Source organism: Acinetobacter seohaensis, assembly GCF_056431365.1.
The window spans coordinates 14,076-35,060 of the sequence record NZ_JBWKMK010000138.1 but is presented as its reverse complement, the minus strand read 5'-3'; the positions used below and the strand labels follow the sequence as shown (position 1 = coordinate 35,060).

The 20,985-nt window shown below is 40.9% G+C and carries 21 protein-coding genes and 1 tRNA gene; 3 read left to right on the top strand and 19 right to left on the bottom strand.

The window, feature by feature from the left end:
- Positions 1–42 precede the first annotated feature (42 nt).
- The 5 genes from AC07E5_RS13215 to uvrB all read right to left on the bottom strand — a co-directional run bounded on the left by AC07E5_RS13215 (position 43) and on the right by uvrB (position 6,244).
- Positions 43–405 (bottom strand): winged helix-turn-helix transcriptional regulator, encoded by a 363-nt coding sequence (locus AC07E5_RS13215; RefSeq protein ID WP_004971692.1) that lies wholly within the window; start codon positions 403–405, stop codon positions 43–45.
- A gap of 217 nt (positions 406–622) precedes the next feature.
- A complete protein-coding gene (locus AC07E5_RS13210; protein ID WP_004971695.1) occupies positions 623–2,080 on the bottom strand; it encodes a glyceraldehyde-3-phosphate dehydrogenase in 1,458 nt (485 codons plus the stop codon).
- Positions 2,081–2,348: 268 nt separating this feature from the next.
- The gene (gene rarD, locus AC07E5_RS13205) at positions 2,349–3,269 is read right to left on the bottom strand and encodes an EamA family transporter RarD (RefSeq protein ID WP_004971698.1); all 921 of its coding nucleotides are present in this window, start codon (positions 3,267–3,269) and stop codon (positions 2,349–2,351) included.
- Positions 3,270–3,446: 177 nt separating this feature from the next.
- Complete coding sequence (locus tag AC07E5_RS13200) at positions 3,447–4,046, bottom strand: lipocalin family protein (protein ID WP_004971700.1); 600 nt, start codon at positions 4,044–4,046, stop codon at positions 3,447–3,449.
- A 170-nt stretch (positions 4,047–4,216) separates the two neighbouring features.
- Positions 4,217–6,244, bottom strand: coding sequence for an excinuclease ABC subunit UvrB (gene uvrB / locus AC07E5_RS13195; RefSeq protein ID WP_498625642.1), 2,028 nt, complete (start codon positions 6,242–6,244; stop codon positions 4,217–4,219).
- A gap of 252 nt (positions 6,245–6,496) precedes the next feature.
- Between uvrB and AC07E5_RS13190 the strand changes: the two genes are divergently transcribed.
- Entirely contained in the window at positions 6,497–7,285 is a 789-nt protein-coding gene (locus AC07E5_RS13190) for an A1S_2505 family phage non-structural protein (protein WP_004971705.1), read from the top strand.
- Between the two features lie 57 nt (positions 7,286–7,342).
- On the opposite strand, the gene AC07E5_RS13185 is transcribed toward AC07E5_RS13190, so the two are convergent.
- Positions 7,343–7,522, bottom strand: a complete 180-nt coding sequence (locus AC07E5_RS13185; RefSeq protein ID WP_004971707.1) for a hypothetical protein — start codon at positions 7,520–7,522, stop codon at positions 7,343–7,345.
- A gap of 218 nt (positions 7,523–7,740) precedes the next feature.
- Here AC07E5_RS13185 and AC07E5_RS13180 point away from each other — a divergent pair, with 218 nt between their 5' ends.
- Positions 7,741–8,976, top strand: coding sequence for a pyridoxal phosphate-dependent aminotransferase (locus AC07E5_RS13180; protein WP_004971708.1), 1,236 nt, complete (start codon positions 7,741–7,743; stop codon positions 8,974–8,976).
- A gap of 198 nt (positions 8,977–9,174) precedes the next feature.
- Here the strand turns inward: AC07E5_RS13180 and AC07E5_RS13175 are convergent, their stop codons facing one another.
- Together AC07E5_RS13175 and AC07E5_RS13170 are read right to left on the bottom strand one after the other, a co-directional pair.
- Positions 9,175–10,002 (bottom strand): DMT family transporter, encoded by an 828-nt coding sequence (locus tag AC07E5_RS13175; RefSeq protein ID WP_498625640.1) that lies wholly within the window; start codon positions 10,000–10,002, stop codon positions 9,175–9,177.
- A gap of 139 nt (positions 10,003–10,141) precedes the next feature.
- Positions 10,142–10,600, bottom strand: a complete 459-nt coding sequence (locus AC07E5_RS13170) for a hypothetical protein (RefSeq protein WP_180112207.1) — start codon at positions 10,598–10,600, stop codon at positions 10,142–10,144.
- Positions 10,601–10,850: 250 nt separating this feature from the next.
- Here AC07E5_RS13170 and AC07E5_RS13165 point away from each other — a divergent pair.
- A tRNA-Asn gene (locus AC07E5_RS13165) sits at positions 10,851–10,926 on the top strand.
- 281 nt (positions 10,927–11,207) lie between these two features.
- On the opposite strand, the gene AC07E5_RS13160 is transcribed toward AC07E5_RS13165, so the two are convergent.
- The 11 genes from AC07E5_RS13160 to AC07E5_RS13110 form a co-directional block, all read right to left on the bottom strand.
- Complete coding sequence (locus AC07E5_RS13160; RefSeq protein ID WP_498625638.1) at positions 11,208–11,861, bottom strand: MiaE family protein; 654 nt, start codon at positions 11,859–11,861, stop codon at positions 11,208–11,210.
- Between the two features lie 39 nt (positions 11,862–11,900).
- Positions 11,901–12,626: a pyridoxine 5'-phosphate synthase gene (gene pdxJ / locus AC07E5_RS13155; RefSeq protein WP_026438307.1), complete on the bottom strand. Its 726-nt coding sequence runs from the start codon at positions 12,624–12,626 to the stop codon at positions 11,901–11,903.
- Between the two features lie 11 nt (positions 12,627–12,637).
- On the bottom strand, positions 12,638–13,351 hold the full coding sequence (gene recO / locus AC07E5_RS13150) for a DNA repair protein RecO (protein WP_498625647.1): 714 nt from the start codon (positions 13,349–13,351) through the stop codon (positions 12,638–12,640).
- A gap of 8 nt (positions 13,352–13,359) precedes the next feature.
- Positions 13,360–13,557, bottom strand: coding sequence for an NF038104 family lipoprotein (locus AC07E5_RS13145; RefSeq protein WP_498625636.1), 198 nt, complete (start codon positions 13,555–13,557; stop codon positions 13,360–13,362).
- A 22-nt stretch (positions 13,558–13,579) separates the two neighbouring features.
- Positions 13,580–14,608, bottom strand: a complete 1,029-nt coding sequence (gene era / locus AC07E5_RS13140) for a GTPase Era (protein WP_218618915.1) — start codon at positions 14,606–14,608, stop codon at positions 13,580–13,582.
- The gene (gene rnc, locus AC07E5_RS13135) at positions 14,605–15,306 is read right to left on the bottom strand and encodes a ribonuclease III (RefSeq protein ID WP_004971722.1); all 702 of its coding nucleotides are present in this window, start codon (positions 15,304–15,306) and stop codon (positions 14,605–14,607) included. Before rnc ends, era begins: the two co-directional genes overlap by 4 nt.
- Positions 15,278–15,649 (bottom strand): DUF4845 domain-containing protein, encoded by a 372-nt coding sequence (locus tag AC07E5_RS13130; RefSeq protein ID WP_004971723.1) that lies wholly within the window; start codon positions 15,647–15,649, stop codon positions 15,278–15,280. Before AC07E5_RS13130 ends, rnc begins: the two co-directional genes overlap by 29 nt.
- A gap of 24 nt (positions 15,650–15,673) precedes the next feature.
- A complete protein-coding gene (lepB, locus tag AC07E5_RS13125; RefSeq protein WP_004971724.1) occupies positions 15,674–16,501 on the bottom strand; it encodes a signal peptidase I in 828 nt (275 codons plus the stop codon).
- 21 nt (positions 16,502–16,522) lie between these two features.
- Positions 16,523–18,340 (bottom strand): translation elongation factor 4, encoded by a 1,818-nt coding sequence (gene lepA / locus AC07E5_RS13120; RefSeq protein ID WP_498625633.1) that lies wholly within the window; start codon positions 18,338–18,340, stop codon positions 16,523–16,525.
- A gap of 309 nt (positions 18,341–18,649) precedes the next feature.
- Positions 18,650–19,105 carry an acyl-CoA thioesterase gene (locus AC07E5_RS13115; RefSeq protein ID WP_004971726.1) on the bottom strand — a complete coding sequence of 152 codons (456 nt, stop codon included), beginning with the start codon at positions 19,103–19,105 and terminating at the stop codon, positions 18,650–18,652.
- A 167-nt stretch (positions 19,106–19,272) separates the two neighbouring features.
- Positions 19,273–20,655, bottom strand: coding sequence for a Do family serine endopeptidase (locus AC07E5_RS13110; protein ID WP_498625631.1), 1,383 nt, complete (start codon positions 20,653–20,655; stop codon positions 19,273–19,275).
- Between the last annotated feature and the right edge of the window lie 330 nt (positions 20,656–20,985).

Genomic DNA, 20,985 nt, shown 5'->3' with positions numbered 1-20,985 from the left:
TAGGAACATCTACAGCGACTTCCCTAAAAGATGAGTAATCCATTAGTGAGAAGATTGCTGTGAAGTTTCAGGCAAATGCTGTTCTAAATACTCAATCAGTTGATTCACTCTTGCTGCAATTTGTGAGCCTTCAAAAGTGAGTTGATATTCCACTTTAGGCGGCACCGTTGGGTAAACTGTACGTAAAATTAACCCATCTTGCTCAAGAGTTTTCAGGGTTTGCGCCAGCATTTTTTCACTCACCCCTTCAATTCGCTGTCTTAGCTCACTAAAGCGATGCAAACCTTCGCTTAAACAATGCAACACCAACATTGACCATTTATTGGCTAAATGTTCTAAACGAATCCGTGATGGACAATCTTTAGCAAGGACTTGCCCGAGTAAGTGACTGGTTGCATATTGCATAACGGTATCCTTCTGTTATTTCTATTGTTCAGGCTTTGAAAGCTTGAAAGCAAAATCAAATCTACTTACTTTTTAGCATAGACTTTATTTTGGTAAGTTTAGGATAGCGTATTAGGTGGAAATTTCAACACTCATCCTTATATTTAAGAATGAAATAAATGCAAAAAAAAGAGCTTCATTTGAAGCTCTTTTTGATTTTAAATTCTGTATCTACAAATTATGCATTTGTTTCAGCAGGAACTTTAGGATAGCTTACGCCGCCCATTTGTTCAGCAATACGCAATACTTGGCAACTATAACCCACTTCGTTGTCATACCAAACGTAAGCAGTTAAACGGTTGCCTGAAGTAATGGTTGCTTGCGCATCAAATACACCTGCAGTACGCGAACCAATGAAGTCACTTGAAACCACTTCAGTCGAGTTGGTATAACCAATTTGACCTTGAAGATTAGAGTGAATTGAAATTTGACGAATGTATTCGTTCACTTCTTCACGATCTACTTCTTTCTCAAGCGTTAAGTTCAAGATTGCAAGTGATACGTTTGGCGTTGGAACACGTACAGAGTTACCTGTTAATTTACCTTGTAATGCAGGCAATGCTTTCGCAACAGCTTTCGCTGCACCTGTTTCGGTAATAACCATGTTCAATGTTGCTGCGCGACCACGACGATCAGCCTTGTGATAGTTATCAATCAAGTTTTGGTCGTTAGTGAATGAGTGAACAGTTTCAACGTGACCATTCACAACAGTGTACTTGTCATGCAACACTTTTAAAGTTGGTGTAATTGCGTTTGTTGTACAGCTTGCTGCAGAAATAATGGTATCTTCATCAAGAATGTCTGCTTGGTTAACACCGTACACCACGTTTTTCATGTCACCTTTACCAGGTGCAGTTAAAATTACGCGTGCAGCACCTGGGCATTGAAGGTGTTGTGCAAGACCTTCTGCATCACGCCATTTACCTGTGTTGTCAATCACCAATGCATTGTTGATGCCATAAGCCGTATAGTCTACTTCAGATGGGTTAGACGCATAGATCACTTTAATGAAGTTACCATTTGCGATAATTGCTTCATTTTCTTCATCTACAGAAATCGTGCCTGCAAATGGACCGTGAATAGAGTCACGACGCAATAAAGACGCGCGTTTTTCTAAATCACCATCAGACGATTTACGTACCACAATTGCTTTAAGGTTTAAGCCACGGCCAAGACCAGATTGACCAATGATTAAACGCGCAAGGATACGACCAATACGACCAAAACCGTAAAGTACAACATCTTTGCTTTCTACAGTTGTTGGATTGCCCGCTAAAGATTTCACAGCGTCTGCAACAAATGCATTTACATCGCCGCCTTTTTCTTTATATTCAACAGCAAGTTTACCTAAGTCGATTTCTGCTGAACCGATGTTGTCTACTTTAGCCAAAGCTTCAAGCAATGGGAAAGTGTGAACAACTGAAAGTTCTACGTCCATCATACGAGTACGACGGTGTGCTTTCAAAATTTGAATCACAGAACGGTTAACTAAAGAACGACCAAAAACTGAAACCATGATATTTTTTTCACGGTACAACTGACCGAGTAAAGCAATCATACGTTCCGCGATTTCTTCACGGTTTTTCCAGCGACCTTGGTGCTCTGCGTGTAGGGCGATGATAGTCTCTTTGCTCACAGATACGTCCTCTAATTAATTGTATATCTAGGCATGAATTTCAAAACCCGATAATTGTAATGGAATTGTCGTCAAGATTGAATCAAAAGCTGGTACTGACCCGAATATTTTCCTATATATTCACTATAAATTCATAAAATAGTTGTAATTATTTTTGTGATTTTAGTTTTTTCAACAAAAGTTCAATTTTTTAGACGAAAAGGAGGATGATGCCAAACCTCATTATCCTCTTGGAAATTTGAATATCTCACCATAACGACGGCTTTTATTATTCAGATGACTGTTGAATTTTCCGCTGTAAATCTTGCTGATTCATTTTTTGCTTTCTTAAATGCAAGCACCCTTCAACCACCAATAATGCAACTGCCAACCAAATTGGGATATAAGTCAGCCATTCCCCTGCTTCAACTCGTTCACCTAACAACATAGACACAAAAGCCAACAGCACAGGTTCTAAATAACTCAGTAAACCAAAAATCACAAAAGGCAAATGGCGGCTGGCCAAAATATAACTGCCAAGTCCCAATGCACTTAAAAAGCCCAATCCAAGTACCGACCAAATTAAATATGGAAAAGCTGCGATGACATTTACACTGTCACTATAATAAAAGCCTAAATATACCGCGACAGGAATAACTAGCAGTAAATCCCACCAAAACCCGCCCAAGTGATCGGTTTGAAAGACCCGACGTAAAAAGAAATATAAAGGATAGGCAAATGCCACATATAAGGTTTCCCACGCCACCGTGCCAATGCGCCAGATTTCATGACTGACACCTAGCACGGCTAAGGCAACTGCTGCCATCTGCCAAGTCGATAACTTTTCTTTATATAGCACACAGCCAAGCAAAACCATGATCAAAGGCAATAAGAAATAACCCAAAGAAACCTGCAAACCACGCCCGTTAATCGGCCCCCACAAAAATAACCACAATTGCGTAGTGCATAAAAAAGAACTAAAAATCAGCCAAAGTATGAATTGTGGTTGTTGTTTGAGCCGCTGAAAAATCGCGGAAATATGTTTTAAATCTCCCGACCACCACATAAACAAAGTTAGGAATGGCAAAGTTGCCAACATACGCCACGCAAAAGTTTCTTCGCTGTCTAAAGGTTTGAGTAATTGGGTATAAAAATACAGCACCCCAAAAGTGACCGATGCTAAAACCGATAGTGCAATGCCTTTATACATCCGACTCTCCCCTATATCAGTCGGCATTATACTCATATATACGTTGTTTTAGAGATTGATCGAATGTTCAAAATTTAAAATGACAGGATATAAAAAACCACGCAGCTTTTGCGTGGTCAATTGGTCTGCATACGTTTGTCTGCTTATATCTATAAGTAGCTCTGGAGCTGCTGCAACTTAGTCTGACTTTTTAGTTTGCGTATGTCTGGTATAAATCACATCACTTAAGTCATAACCGAGTGATTTGGCATAGTTCAGATATTCAGTCACGACAGCCTGATCAGGATGCGGCGTACGTGAAAGTACCCATAAATATTTACGGCGTGGTTCACCCACCAAGGCAGTTTGATAGTCATCATCTAGCTTTAACACCCAATAATCACCACGCCCTACAGGCAACCAACGAATGACTTCAGGTAAAAAGCTAACTTTGAGTTTGCTGTTAAAAGGCGCATTTTGTACAAAAGCTTCGCCCAAAGCACGCATTTGTTTGCCATCTTTTGCAATACAACGGTTATCCACCTGCACATTGCCATTTTCATTCAATGTATATGCTGCTGTTACATTTGAACCGCATTTGTTTTGGAAATATAAAGGCTTTCTTGCAACCTCATACCAAACGCCTAAATATTTATCTAATTCGACTTTTTCTACCGTTTTCATCGGTTCATTGGTTTTGGAATATGCCATAGTCGCAGCACCCAAACCAATCAGCACCACACCACCAAGGGCAATTTTGGCAAGTCGCGCACCTGCAAACGGAAGTTTTTTAGCCATTGTCCCAACCTCTAAACTCTAATGTTCAGTCAATTTTGTTTATCTTCTTCAAAAATAACCGCAAGCATTTCAATTTACTGTATGGATATGTAATTTTTGCAACTCAAATTTTACATAGCAAGTTTAGTATGCAAATTCGCACTTACACTGACAGTGCAATTCGCCCCAATTTAGCCAGATTGCAACATTTGCGCTTTTAAACGCAAAATTTCATCACGTAAACGAGCCGCTTGTTCAAATTGCAGTTCTTTAGATGCTTTCAACATCTCTTTTTCAAGTTTGGCAATATGTTTGGCATACAGTTTAGGATCGGCCAAAATATGCTGTTCATCGGCACTCAAAGCACGGCTTTGTGCATTGATTTTTTCATCGACCTGTTCATCATTCAGCACTTCGCCCGTATCAATTTCTTTAATGACCTGACGCACGGCACTGCGAGGTGTAATACCGTGTAAGGTATTAAATTCAATCTGTTTAGCACGACGACGGTCTGTTTCATCTATGGCTTTTTGCATAGAGTCCGTAATGCGGTCTGCATATAAAATTGCTTTGCCTTTTAAGTTACGTGCTGCACGTCCAATAGTTTGAATCAATGAACGTTCCGAGCGTAAAAAACCTTCTTTATCGGCATCTAAAATAGCCACTAAAGAGACTTCTGGCATATCCAGACCTTCACGCAACAAGTTAATGCCAACCAGTACATCATGCACACCTGTACGCAATTCGTGAATAATTTTAACCCGCTCCACGGTATCAATATCTGAGTGTAAATAAGCCACTTGAATACCGTATTCTTTTAAATATGAGGTTAAATCTTCAGCCATGCGTTTGGTTAAAGTGGTGACCAACACCCGCTCATTCAATTCTTTACGCAAATTGATTTCAGACAGCACATCATCCACCTGCGTTAACACAGGACGAATTTCAATTTCTGGGTCAATCAATCCTGTTGGACGCACCACTTGCTCTACAATTTGTTGCGATTTTTCCAACTCATATTGTGCAGGTGTAGCGCTCACATAAATTGTGGATGGGACGATGCGCTCCCATTCTTCAAATTTCATTGGACGGTTGTCTAACGCACTAGGTAAACGGAAACCATAATTCACCAAGTTTTCTTTACGTGATCGGTCACCTTTATACATCGCGCCAATTTGCGGAACGGTCACGTGCGATTCATCAATAATCAGCAAGGCATCATCAGGTACATAATCAAACAAAGTGGGCGGTGCTTCGCCTGCAGGTCGTCCAGACAAATGTCGTGAATAGTTTTCGATGCCGTTGGTATAGCCCAATTGCTGCATCATTTCTAAATCATAGCGGGTACGTTGTTCTATGCGCTGCGCTTCTAGCAATTTGTCATGTTCGCGAAAAAACACCAAACGCTCTTTTAGTTCTTCTTTAATGGTACCAATCGCACGTTCCAAATTATCCTTAGGCGTAACATAGTGACTTTTAGGATAAATAGTCACGCGCGGCACTTTACGCACCAATTTGCCTGTGAGTGGATCAAACCAACGAATCGAATCGACTTCATCATCAAATAATTCTATGCGAATAGCATGCTGATCAGATTCAGCAGGGAAAATATCTAAAATTTCACCACGAATACGGTAAGTACCGCGCAAAAACTCTAGCTCATTACGGCTATATTGCATTTCCACCAAACGACGGATCAAATCATCACGATTCACCCGATCACCTTGCACCACATGCAGCAACATGCTCATATAAGCATTGGGGTCACCCAAACCGTAAATTGCAGATACCGATGCGACAATAATGGCATCACGACGCTCTAGCAAAGCACGTGTGGCCGAGAGTCGCATTTGGTCAATATGATCATTAATAGCCGCATCTTTTTCAATAAAAGTATCGGAAGATGGTACATAGGCTTCAGGCTGATAATAGTCATAATAACTGACAAAATATTCGACTGCGTTGTTCGGAAAGAACGCTTTAAACTCACCATACAACTGCGCTGCCAGCGTTTTGTTATGTGCCATGACAATGGTCGGACGCTGTGTTCTGGCAATCACATTGGCCATGGTATAAGTCTTACCTGAGCCTGTAACCCCAAGTAATAGCTGATCATGATAGCCCTGTTCTATCCCTTGAACCAATTTTTCAATGGCTTGTGGTTGGTCACCCGCAGGTTGATAGTTGGTGACTAAATCGAAAGGTTGCTTATCACTCACAAATGCAGCTCTCAGGTTTGATGCGACCTAATATTTTAGCAGATTTGCCTACACTCAGGACATCCGAATATGTTGTGGCGATGTTGCGTAGCTACAAAGCCATTGCTCGGTTTTAATTCTGTATTGGACGCTGTTAGAACGAAGATGTGCTACGACTAAATTGAGCACGGGGAAACTGCTTTAAGACTTGACCCACTGGCTATTCAAAGGCAACATGAAATTTCAGGACGACAACCATAAAAGCACACATTCATGACTTACCAATATCACGACGAATCAATTATCAAAAGCCTCCCTGAAGATACTGTTTTCGTATTTGGCAGTAACATGGCAGGACAACATGCAGGTGGTGCAGCACGAACAGCCAAAGAATTTTTTGGTGCCGTTGAAGGCGTCGGGCGCGGTTGGGCAGGACAAAGTTTTGCCATTCCAACCATGAATGAACATTTACAACAAATGCCACTATCGCAAATTCAGCACTATGTGGATGACTTTAAAATCTATGCCAAAAACCATCCTAAAATGAAGTATTTTTTAACTTCAATTGGTTGTGGTATTGCAGGTTATACGGTTGAAGAAATTGCCCCTATGTTTAAAGGCATTGCCCATAATGTGATTTTTCCTGCGTCGTTTCGTCCTTTTGTCGAAAAAGCATTGCCTAAACTAACGCAAAAATTACTACACACCATTTACCGTGATTCTGTGATTTTTACCCCTGCCACCGATGAATTAATTGAAGTCTTGGCATTGAGCGATAATGAAAAAGCCTTGGCTAAAATCATATTGAATACACAAATGTACCCAACTGACAGCAATGGGCGTGATCGGGTCTTTGAAATTCAGGATATTTTGCACAACTTAAATGGTAAGGTATTCGAGTTCCAAAATAATTCAGAAGGCCCAATGCTATTTGGTGCAGCGATTTTGGCTTTATTGGAATTGTATAATATCAACGAGCAAGATTTTAGCGATGTATGGCATGGCGTACGTGAAATCTCGCCGCCAAAACCTGCCAACAAAGCGCGTAAGCATGTTCGTTAATTTCAATACTTTTAAATCCCCATCAATAAAAAATGCCACGTAATTGTGGCATTTTTTTTAGCGCTTACCCATCGAACGACGAGTACCACGTGGCGGTGGCCAAGTCTTATCGGCATATTGCTCAGGTTTAGGACGCACTGAATTATGTACCGCCTGATCATTATCCTGCGCTGTATTTGGCATTGGGAATGGGAGATTCACCAATGGTTTTTTTGAAGTAGGCTGCTGCTTACTCATGACCATCACTCTTATAAAATTTGGACTATTTTAAAGTTTTTTGCCGCCCGATGCGAGAAACTTCCACCTCACAGCAGTTTTAATCACGATTTCATAGGAAATTGGTCTAATTTGGTGATTTTTTATTAATTTGATGCAATTTTAAACGACGCAGACATCGAATTTAAGCTAAGATAATATGCTTTTTATTTTTTTATCCCTATAAGAAGGAATATGCCGTGGACGTACGTCTCTCTGATCGTGTCAATGCCATCAAACCGTCCCCAACACTTGCAGTAACCAATAAAGCCGCTGAACTTAAAGCTGCGGGTCATAACGTTATTGGTTTGGGTGCAGGTGAACCGGATTTCGATACACCACAACACATCAAAGATGCAGCTATTGCAGCAATTAATAACGGTTTTACAAAATATACTGCTGTTGACGGTACGCCTGGTCTTAAAAAAGCCATTATCGCAAAATTAAAACGTGACAATAATCTTGACTACCAAGCGAACCAAATTTTGGTGTCTTGTGGTGGTAAGCAATCATTCTTTAACTTGGCGTTGGCTTTGTTAAACAAGGGTGATGAAGTGATTATCCCTGCACCGTTCTGGGTAAGCTATCCAGATATGGTGATTATTGCTGAAGGCGTGCCAGTCATTGTGGAATGTGGTGAAGAACAACGTTTCAAAATCACGCCTGAACAATTAGAAGCTGCGATCACTGACAAAACACGTTTAGTGGTGTTAAACAGCCCATCTAACCCTACAGGTATGATCTACACCAAAGCTGAATTAGAAGCTTTGGCTGCTGTACTACGTAAATACCCTGAAGTATTCATTGCATCTGACGATATGTATGAACCAATCCGTTGGGATGATGAGTTCTATAACATCGCAACAGTTGCACCAGACCTTTATGACCGCACAATCGTATTAAACGGTGTGTCTAAAGCTTATGCAATGACTGGCTGGCGTATTGGCTATGCAGCGGGCCCTGCTAAACTAATTGGTGCGATGAAGAAAATTCAATCTCAATCGACTTCTAACCCAACTTCTATTTCGCAAGTTGCTGCAGAAGCTGCATTGAACGGCCCACAAGACGTACTTGAGCCAATGGTTGAAGCATTCAAACGCCGTCATGACTTAGTTGTAAATGGCTTGAATGACATCAAAGGTATTTCTTGCTTACCTGCAGATGGCGCGTTCTATGCGTATGCAAACATCAAACCATTAATTCGTGCGAAAGGCTTAAAATCTTGCACAGAATTCTCTGCTTGGTTATTGGAAGAAACTGGTGTTGCCGTTGTTCCTGGTGATGCGTTCGGTTTAGGCGGTTTCATGCGTATTTCTTATGCAACTGCAGACGAAGTGCTTGTAGATGCGCTTGCACGTATCAAAAAAGCAGCAGAATCAATTGAAGGTGTAGATGAAGCGATTGCTTCAATCGAAGCTGAAAAAGCTGCCAAATAATCTAAACCTGTTTAGATGAACAAAACCCACGATTGAATCGTGGGTTTTTGTTTTAATTACGTTTTTTCACTCATCATTTTTCCTCATTTCTGAGGAGAGAGATCACAAATAACGCTTTTAAAAAGCCTCAAGATCATTTCTTGATTGATATAAAAATTCCAATACAAAAAAATCAAAACAACAGCAATCTAAACGGTTTTATACACGAGGTTTGGTTAAAATCACCATCAAAATACCACACAACACGATCAAGGTTGCCACGACCATCAACAGGGTGAGTTGTTCACCTAAAAAAATCACACCGCCTAAAATCGCCAAACACGGTACAGAAAGTTGCACAGTACTTGCGGTAATGTGATCAATTTTTTTTACAATGCTGTACCACAACACATACGCGCCAGCCGAAGCCAATGCACCCGACAACACTGCCAAAACCAAACCCTGCCAAGTGATAAAACTTTCAGGTAAATGCCAAAGAAAAAATACAGCAACAAGTGGTGTCGCCAGAATGAAATTAGATAGAGTATTGGTTAAAGCATGCTGCATCGTCTTTGCAGCAATACTGTAAAAACCCCATGCAATACCTGCCAGTAACATCATCAATGCATATTTGAACGTTGGCGTACTGGCTTCAGGCAATAGCAACAAACCCATCCCCAATATAGCACAACCTAACCCGACCCAGCGCGGCAAAGTCATACGCTCACCATGCAAAATTGCATAACTGATCATGGTGATTTGCACTGCGCCAAATAGAATCAATGCACCAATGCCTGCATCTATATGCAAATATGCTAACGAAAAACCGAGCAGATATACAGCAAGGCTTAATGCAGATTTCCATTGGAATTGAATTGGTTGTTGAACCTGCAAAACAGCATAGAATATGCCTAAGCACACTGCCCCACTGCCAACCCTGAGCAAACTAAAACTCATAGGGTCAATTTGCTGTTCAGCCAATGCCAAACGACACAGCAAAGAATTTGCAGCAAATGCGAGCATGGCAATGCATATTTTAATCCACACGGCTGAATATCCTTTTCAAGCTGTTCGCAAATCTTTATCGCAGTTTAGAACACTATTTTAGTGCAAGTCATTTCGCTCAATTCAATACAAATCTATTTGGCTGAAATGATAAATCATCTTAGATTAAATACTATTTAGATTAGATACTGTTTTTCAATGCTGCGATCAACTCTGATTTAGACACTACAGGTTGAGTTGTCGCTTTATATTCACATAAATAGCGAAAAGCAGAGTCTAATTCTACACGCAATTGTTTTTGTTCAGACACAGACCACACGCGTGAACGGTTGCTCCCCGAAAGCGCACTACCCGCCAGTTGGTACAAATATAAATCATGATCACGCTGTAATGGTTTTTTGGTGCCGTTGTCTGGATGGTCTGAAAGCAATTGGCAGGATGATTGAATGAGCCATTTTTCACTAAACCACAATTGCAATAAATCGCCCAAATACAAATCTTGAGGTGCTAAAGGCCAGACATGAATATATGCGCCTTCTACAGCAATGTAGTATTGTTCAGGCGTAGACAAGATAGAAAGATAATGTTCTTGATAATAAGAAAATTGAGAAAAAATGTCAGAAATGCTGAGCGTATTCATTCGCTTACTCCGATTTAGCCATTTTAGTGCTGGCAAGTTGGGTTAAATCCACACTGTTTAAGATGCTACTTAAACGCTTTGTTCTGTCACTCAGACTAACAACCGATTTTGTGTAACGCAAGTCTTGTGGGTGATTTTTTAATAAAATTTTGTTTTTTGTTCAAATAAAAAGCATATAAAGTCAAAATGAAAGAAACATGACAATTTATGCTTGACCCTTGCTTAAATCTGCTTATAATCGCATTCAGATTCTCCCATAGCTCAGTCGGTAGAGCGACGGACTGTTAATCCGCAGGTCCCTGGTTCGAGCCCAGGTGGGAGAGCCAAATTCTAAAAAGCCCAAGCATAACGACTTGGGTTTTTTATTGCCTAAAATTTATGGATGATGTGGTCTGTAAATAACCAAGCAGCGATTCATGCCTTAATCGTTCAAAAAGATGAATGTAACTGTTTTGGGCAATTCAGCTTAATGTAATTCCTAATCTTAGCCTTGATCATTTCTAAGTGACTTAGGCAACAATCCACAATCAAAATACCTAAGCAATAACTTGATTGATAAAAAAACGGAACCGAAGTTCCGTTTTCTATCTTAGATCATCTACAAGTTTTAAGCGGCTTGCACAGGCACGCCACTATGGAAACGGAACAAATCATCTGGACTTAAAATCAGATTCTTTTCCACTTCACGTATATACTGAATTCGCCCCTGAATATCTTCTTCAGGGTTTTTCAGTTTTGCTGTTTTTGCTACATCCAAAGCCAGTGCCAAATAATCTTCATAATGCCGTGATTCTGATTTCAGTAAATAACGGTAATACTTACCTAATTCTTCATCTACCAATGGCGCAAGCGCATAAAACCGCTCGCATGAACGTGCTTCTACAAAGGCACCTATCACCAAAACATCAATTAGTGCTTCAGGTTCATAGGTACGGATTTCTTTACGTAAACCGCCTGCATAACGCCCTGCACTTAAACCCTGCCACATTTGCCCACGCTTTGCCATGAACTCTAGCACCTGCTCATAATGCAGCATTTCTTCGCGTACCAACTGTGCCAGTTTGACCTGCAAATCGGTAAAAAAGCTGTAACGAAACATCAGATTCATGGCTGTGCCTGCTGCTTTTTTCTCACAGTTAGCATGATCTTGCATCAAAATATCTAAATTATTTAATGCTTCGTTCAACCATTCTTTGGGTGTTTCGCAGCCTAAAAATGCTATCACAGGCTGCATCAATTCATCATAATTTATGCTGGACATAACGTTTCAAATTTTATCTTTCAATTTCAAATATACAGATTAACGCGCTGCATCAATCGCGGCTTTCATGCGTTTAACAGCCTGCTCCAAGCCGACAAATACAGCATCACCAATTAAAGCATGACCAATATTTAACTCATGGATGTGTTGAATAGCGGCAATTGCACCTACATTGTCCAAGTTCAAGCCATGCCCTGCATTAATCACTAAGCCACGGCTAGCTGCATATTCTACGCCCTGAACAATACGGGTCAATTCGGCTTGCTGTGCAGCTTCATTTTCTGCATTGGCATACGCGCCTGTATGAATTTCAATGGTCGGTGCACCACATGCAACGGCCGCATCAATTTGTGCAAGATCTGCATCAATAAACAGTGACACATCACAGCCAATTGCTGTTAATTCCTGAGTAGCGGCCTTAACTGCTGCAAAATTGCCTACTACATCCAAACCACCTTCAGTGGTTACTTCTTCACGGCGCTCAGGTACCAAACATACATGCTGTGGACGAATTTCTTTGGCAAACTCGATCATTTCTTCAGTAACTGCCATTTCCAAATTCATACGAGTTTTTAGCAACGGACGCATACGACGCACATCATCATCCTGAATATGACGACGGTCTTCACGCAAATGCAAAGTAATCCCCTCTGCACCCGCCTGTTCACAAACTAATGCGGCCTTCACAGGGTCTGGATAGTTCGTGCCACGCGCTTGTCTTAAAGTTGCCACATGGTCAATATTGACACCGAGTAAAGCCATAATAGGTTCCTACATTACGCTTGGGTTTGAGAATTCTGAATCCACAATTGGCGACTTTTTAAAGGTCGATCACCCAACAGTGAACTAATCATTTGTCGATACAGCCGAGACAGTAATTGTAACTGCTCTGGGTTAAAATCCCTACCTTTTTCATAGTCGCACATACTGAGGATCTGTGCGCCAAGCAAATTGGCTCGTGAAGCTTGTGTAGTAGGGATAAAACCATCATTCAGTTGAAAATGATAATGTAGATTGGGCTGAATCGGCTCTTGGTTCGCATCGACTGAAAAATCAATCGCATAGCCTAATTCTTCCAATAATGCATGTTCAAACTGACGTAAAATTTGTCTTAAGAATAGATTGGGATTTTCTTGACTAGATAAATGTTGTAAATGCGCCAAAGTCTGATGATATTGCACAAAAGTTTCAGGCATTTCGACTTCGACCGAACACAAGCGCAACACAATTTCATTTAAATAAAAACCTGAAAAAAATGCATCGCCAAAGAAAAAAACAGGCTGATTGACAATTTCCAGTTTGGTGAAGTTTTTAAGCTCTGATTTTCCCGAAGCCTGAATACGAATCGGTTGATATTGCGGTGGTGGCATTTGTCTTAAAATACCATCAACCCGCCCATGTTCGCGGGTAAACAAGTGCACAATATGGCTACGTTCGCGGTATTTTCGATGATGGATTAAATAACCATGCAAGATTTCATTACGCATGATAGCGTCAATTAATCCTGTTCTTTAGCAGGTTCTTGTTTGGATTTTTCTTCATCACCATCTGGAATGACAGCACCGACTACAGCAGCCGTGCCTTTCACCACACCTTTTGTGGTTTTGTAGGCAACTTTTACGGGAACTGTCACAACTTTGTGAATACAACCTTGCAAGACAAACATACATGCCACAATGGCCAACACTTTCATCATCACAGTTCCCTTTTCGTCAAACTTAGATATCACTATATCCTAAGCTTTTTAATGCACGTTCATCATCAGACCAACCACCTTTGACTTTCACCCAAAGCGTCAGCATAATTTTTTGCTCGAACATTTTTTCCATGTCGACCCGTGCATCCATACCAATTTTTTTCAGCTTCGCGCCTTTTTCGCCAATCACAATGGCTTTTTGACCAGGGCGATCTACAAAAATAGTGGCATCAATATAGGTACATGGCGCTTTCATACGACCCGTTTTTTCATTTAAAACCGCATCTTCAGTTTTAAATGATTCGATTTGCACGGTTAAATCGTAAGGCAGTTCTTCGCCCAATTGGCGCATGATCTTTTCACGGATAATTTCAGAGGCCAAGAAACGTTCTGAACGGTCTGTGATTTGATCTAGCGAATACAACGGTGGCTGGAATGGCAAATAGCGTTCAATCGTGTCACGCAAATGATCTAGGTTCGCGCCGCGCAATGCCGATACAGGTACAATTTCGGCAAAGTTCATTAACTTGGCACGTTCTTGAATAATCGGCAAAGCCTGATTTTTATTTTCAAAAGTATCAAGTTTGTTGATGACTAGAATCACTGGCATTTCTGCATTTTTCAGTTTTTCCAAAACCAGTTCATCATTTTGAGTCCACTTTTGTGCATCCACCACAAACAGAACTAAATTTACATCGCGCAAAGCAGAAGATGCAGCACGGTTCATCATTTTGTTGATGGCACGTACTTCTTTTTTGTGCATCCCAGGTGTATCTACAAACACAGCCTGAGATTTTTCACGTGAATCAATTCCCACAATTTTGTGACGTGTGGTTTGTGGCTTACGTGAAGTAATGGATAGTTTTTGACCTAACAAATGGTTCATGAGGGTTGATTTACCCACATTCGGGCGACCAACAATCGCAACAAAACCACTGCGGAAATCAGATGGAATTTCAGTTCCCTGACCGCTAAAGAATTGGTTAATCAGGTCATTGGCGTCGTTATTCGACTCGTGATCAGCATCTACGTGATCGGAATGGATGGTCATTCAGACTTTTGCTCCAAGAATTTTAAAATATCTGCCGCAACTGCCTGCTCGGCAAAGCGACGGCTTGAACCTTCACCCTTCATTACAGGCAAACTATCGACTCGGCATTCCACAATGAAATGCTGATTCGGTGCATCGCCCTGAATATCTACAACCTCGTAAACCGGGAGAGGTTTTTTACGTGCTTGTAAATACTCTTGTAAGCGTGATTTAGGGTCTTTGAGTTGATCGGTTGGCTCAATATGATCTAAATAAGGGCTATACCATTTTAGCACAATCGTTTGCAGCAAATTCAAATCACCGCTATCGACATAAATGGCGCCAATAATCGCTTCTACGGTATCCGCCAGTATAGACTCACGATGATGACCACCAGATTTCAATTCACCTGTACTGAGAATTAAATTTTGGCTGAGCTTTAAATCATTGGCAATTTTACCTAAGGCTTCCTGACGCACCAGTGTTGCCCGCATGCGCGTTAAACGCCCTTCATTTTCATGTGGATAAGCCACATATAAATAATTGGCAACAATCATTCCCAACAACGAATCGCCTAGAAATTCCAGACGTTCGTAATTGTGTTTATGACTCACCGAGCGGTGAGTCAAAGCCAATTTAAGCAATTCAGGTTGCTTAAACTGATAACCGATTCGGCTGGCTAGACGGGTCTCATTTAGCTTGGACTGAGCTTTGATCAAAACTTTTCTCGAACTTCATTACAATATCAATATTCAATAAGAAAGGTTTTCTTATTTCATATTCTTTTTTCACTTCTAAACCATCGACGTTAGTCACTTGAGCCACATCTGCAAATTTAATATCGCGAATGTTGTTCATGCTTAAACGCTTGTCCATTTCACCAATAAACTTTTGTGGTGATAGGTTTTTTGGCCCATTCAACAATTGCTCTTCAATTTGATTGTCCAACATTCGATCATCGAAATATGGTCCCCAAACCGCAATTGCCACTTTTGCCATAAATGCAAAACCAATAATTGCAATTAAAATTGCAATATAGGATGCCCCTTGTTGATGACGCATTTTTTATTTTCCTAATCTGCTGTATTAATCAATTTTGCCGTTACGACTAAATGACGGCAAATTAAACCCAGGCTCTTTATGCATCCACACATAGAATGCACGACCTGTTAGGTTTTCCTCTGGTACAAAACCCCAAAAACGACTGTCAGCACTTTGATCGCGGTTATCCCCCATCGCGAAGTAATGACCTTCAGGTACTTTGACTTCCCAATATAAACCATTTTCTGCTGAATATTTACCATTGTCTACATAGTTCAGGAATGGTGCCTGACGCGCCACGTTTACACCTTCAAGCTCGCGCATGGTAAATGTATGCGCCCCTAAAGTTTCCTGATGGTAAATTGAAGTAGGTGTATCTAGACTGTCTTTTTCACGGCTAAACTGGATTGGGGTTTTCGTTACTTTCTCGCCATTAATGCTCAGCTGACCATGATCATAAACAATATGATCGCCTGGTAAACCGACAATACGCTTAATATAACTAATGCTTGGTTGTGGTGGATAACGGAACACCGCAACTTCGCCACGCTCAGGCGAACCCACATCTATAATTTTGCTGTTAATAATTGGCAAACGCACGCCATATTCAAACTTGTTCACCAAAATAAAATCGCCCGTTTCTAAGGTTGGCACCATAGAATCTGACGGAATATTAAATGGTTCATACAGGAATGAACGCAGTACCATCACCACTGCCAAAACAGGCCAAAAATCATAAGCCCATGTGATAATGAAGTTTTCATTGCCTCGCCCTTTCGTTGCTCTTTGCTTAAATACAAATTTATCGAGCAGCCACACCGCAATAAAAAATAATGTGGCAGGAACGAGAATCAAATTAAAATCGAAATCCATGGGTTTATTATCCTTATAATTTTAGCGTTCGACTTTAAGTACAGCTAAGAAAGCTTCTTGCGGGATTTCAACACTTCCCACTTGCTTCATACGTTTCTTACCTTCTTTTTGCTTGGCAAGTAGTTTCTTCTTACGAGAAACGTCACCGCCATAACACTTCGCAAGTACGTTTTTACGCATCGCTTTCACGGTTGAACGCGCAATAATTTGCGCACCAATCGCAGCCTGAATAGCCACATCAAACATTTGACGCGGAATCAAGTCTTTCATTTTTTCAACCAAGGCAATACCACGGTGACGTGCATCTTGACGGTGGCAAATCATAGCTAAGGCATCGACTTTTTCACCGTTAATCAGTACATCGACTTTAACCAAAGATGAGCTTTCAAAACGGACAAAGTTATAATCTAACGATGCAAAACCACGTGAAAATGACTTCAATTTATCAAAGAAGTCCATCACGACTTCTGCCATCGGAATTTCAAAAGTAATGGACACTTGGTTACCCAAGAATTTCATGTCTTTTTGCACACCACGACGCTCAATACATAGGGTCATGACGTTACCCAAGTATTCTTGCGGCACTAAAATATGACATTCCGCAATCGGTTCACGTAAATCTTCTACAGTTGAACCATCAGGCATTTTAGATGGACTGTCGATATACACCGTTTCGCCATTTTTCATCACGGCTTCATAAATAACCGTTGGTGCCGATGAAATTAGGTCTAAATCGTACTCACGCTCTAAACGCTCTTGTACGATTTCCATGTGCAACATGCCCAAGAAACCACAACGGAAACCAAAGCCTAAAGCATCTGAACTTTCAGGTTCAAAGAACAAAGCTGAGTCGTTAATTTGTAGTTTGTGCAAGGCTTCACGGAACGGTTCAAAGTCGCTGGCATCAATTGGGAATAAACCTGCATAAACCTGCGGCTTAACTTTTTTAAAGCCTGGTAAGGTTTCTACTTCTGGTGTAGTTGCGAGTGTGATGGTATCACCCACTGGCGCACCAAAAATATCTTTAATACCCGCAATAACAAAGCCAACTTCACCTGCTTCCAAAATACCTGTTTCGGTATGTTTTGGATTAAAAATACCAACTGAGGTAATAATGTGCGTTTGACCTGTCGATTTCATCAACATTTTATCGCCTTTACGCACGCGACCTTGCTTGATACGTACCAGCGACACAACGCCCAAATAGTTATCAAACCATGAGTCAATAATTAAGGCTTGCAATGGCGCATCACGATCACCTTGTGGTGCAGGAATGACATTCACCAAGGTTTCTAATACATTGTCGATGCCTAAACCTGTTTTAGCCGAACAGGTGGGTGCATCTTGCGCTTCGATACCAATAATTTCTTCAATTTCATGAATCACGCGCTCAGGTTCTGCCTGCGGTAAATCAATTTTATTCAGTACAGGTAAAACTTCTAAGCCTTGCTCAATTGCGGTATAGCAGTTTGCAACTGATTGCGCTTCCACCCCTTGTGCCGCATCGACTACCAATAGCGCACCTTCACAAGCTGCCAAAGAACGTGATACTTCATAGGAAAAGTCAACGTGTCCCGGGGTATCAATGAAGTTTAACTGGTATTCCTGACCATTTGGATGGTTGTAGTATAAAGTCACTGAGGTGGCTTTAATGGTAATCCCACGCTCACGCTCAAGCTCCATAGAATCCAACACCTGAGCTTGCATCTCACGATCTTGTAAACCACCACAGGTTTGAATGAAACGATCTGCTAGAGTCGATTTACCATGGTCAATATGGGCAATGATCGAAAAGTTACGGATGTTTTTAATATCAACAGTTTTTTTAGCTTGCGCCATGGGTTACCTTGAAAAATAACACGCTCTGCACCTCAAAATTCATGCAGAGCAAAAGCCGAATAGAAATTGCGAAGGATTATAGCAGATGGATTTTTCAATGTATCCATAATAATGACTTCCTTTTGCAGCCTCACGCGTTTTTCTTTTTATTCGAGAGTTTTAGGCTTTTTATGCAGAGATGTGTGTCGTAATTAAAGTGAGAATTGAAGAATACTTCATGCTATTTGAAACAGGTGAATACCCTCTTTAACAACATCGACAGCAATAACATGCAGCAACTTTCAATGACGCTACACTTGGTGCTTCAACTCATCTTAATGAATCATACTCACTAAAATCCAACGGATTCACATCAGCAGCCAGGGGTTGATAGGCTTGCGTAAATGTCGGTGACATGCGTTTTGGACGACCTGTAGCAATTTCCACACAAGCCCATTGTGTATTGCCCATAAACAGCAGACTTTTATCTTGAGGGCGATAAAACGCATATTGGCGGAATGAATACAACGCATTCAAATCACTTAACCATGTACGCAAAATCAGCTCCTCACCTTCGAGTGCCGCTTTACGATATTGCACATGATGTTCCACCGCCACCATTGCATGTTTTAGTTTTAAGTATTCCAGCACCCCTAAACCTAATGTTTCGATATGTGCCGATGCTACATCCTGCATCCACTGCACATACACCACATTATTGACATGCCCTAAAATATCAATATGTTCTGGCTGTACGGTGATTTTTAAATCAAATATGCTGCTCATGTCATCCTTTTAACTAAAACGGCGATGTCGGTCTAGTCTAACAAAAATACCGAGTTACATAAAAAAGTCGCCCTAATTCAAGAGCGACTTCCTTAAAATAAGTGGCTATTTAAAGTTTAGCAAGATTCTAAATTTTAGATAGATTTACGATTTTATGCCACATCAACTTATTGAATACGCATGCCAATAATCGCACGTTGCCCTTGACGGATAATCACCACACGCGCAATTGTACCTTGTTTCAAGGTAGATACTGTTTCAACAAATTGATTGGCATTTTGGATAGTGGTGTTATTCAGTTGCACAATCACATCACCTGGCATAATACGTGCCTGAGCTGCCGAACCACCACGACGCACTTCCTGAATCAGCACACCGCCTTTAATATCTAATTGGCGTTGTTCTGCAACGCTTAAATCACGAATCGACACCCCTAAAACAGGGCCTTTGGCTGCTGTGTCAGGGTTGTTTTTGGCAGGCGTGTCGTCAGGTGCTGTGCTCACCGTAGCGGTAATATTACGGCGTTTATCATCGCGTAATACTTCAAGCTGAATACTTTGATTTGGCACTGAACGGTTTAAATAGTTCAACAATTCAGACGTTCTGGAAATAGGTGTGCCGTTGTATTTAAGAATCACATCGCCCGCGCGCAAACCTGCACGTGCCGCAGGTGAGTTTGGTGCAACTTGAGTAATTAATGAACCTTCAGGCTTACTGAGTTTATAAGATTCTGCCAAATTGCGGTCAATATCTTGCAAACTCACCCCTAAATAAGAACGAGTCACTTTACCGTTACGCTTTAACTGATCGGCAACATCTATGGCAACATCAATAGGAATGGAGAATGACAAGCCCATATAACCACCCGTACCACTAAAAATACGGGAGTTCACGCCGACCACTTCACCGCGCTGGTTAAATAGTGGCCCGCCTGAGTTACCTGGGTTAAGCGCCACATCGGTCTGAATAAATGGCACTGAAGTTTCACCCATCATATTACGCATTTTGGCACTCACGATTCCTGCCGATGCAGAATAGTCAAAGCCAAATGGTGAACCAATCGCAAGTACAGGCTCACCTACACGTAATTGATCGACATTGCCTGTACGCAGTTCTGGATAACTGCTGCCCTGCACTTTTAATAACGCGACATCGGTACGTTCATCGCTCCCCACAACAGTTGCATCAAGTTCACGGCGGTCATTCAGTACAATGGTAACTTTAGAAGCATCTTCAACAACGTGGTGATTGGTTAAAAGGTATCCATCTTTACTGATAAAAAAGGCACTGCCATAACCTGTTTTTTCTTGTGGAATTTGCTGTTGGGGAATAATCACTTGATTGCCAAAAAAACGGCGTAAAATTTCTGGAACTTGTTGTTGTAAGAGTTCTTCCTGACTCATTTTTTTGACAACATTGACACTCACCACCGCAGGACTGACCTGCTCAACCAAATTAGAAAAGTCTACTGGTGGTGCTGCTTGAGTCTGCACAGTTGCCATAGTAAAAACAGCCGCATATAAACCTTTTTTTAAGTTGCGATTTTTCATAAATAGCATTCACTCAATAATAATTATGACTTTGAACTCACCTTATTTAGCACAAAATAATAGGCTTTTGGGTAATAAAATGTTGAATCTTTTTCAATTACGGTTTGGCAGGCATTGTAGAGGATAGCTGAGATAGTATCTCGTATTTACCCCATCAAAAATTACGCATCAAAGTGCTATAAATGAAATGAAAAGCGTGGAATCGAATCACAATAAAAGTGGGATATTCCATAAAAGTTGCCAGTTTATTCTTTTTTTTCATTATTCAAATCCACTTCGCACTTGCCTTTTTCTGTAAAAAGGGGTGTCATTATCCAACTTTTTTCAAAT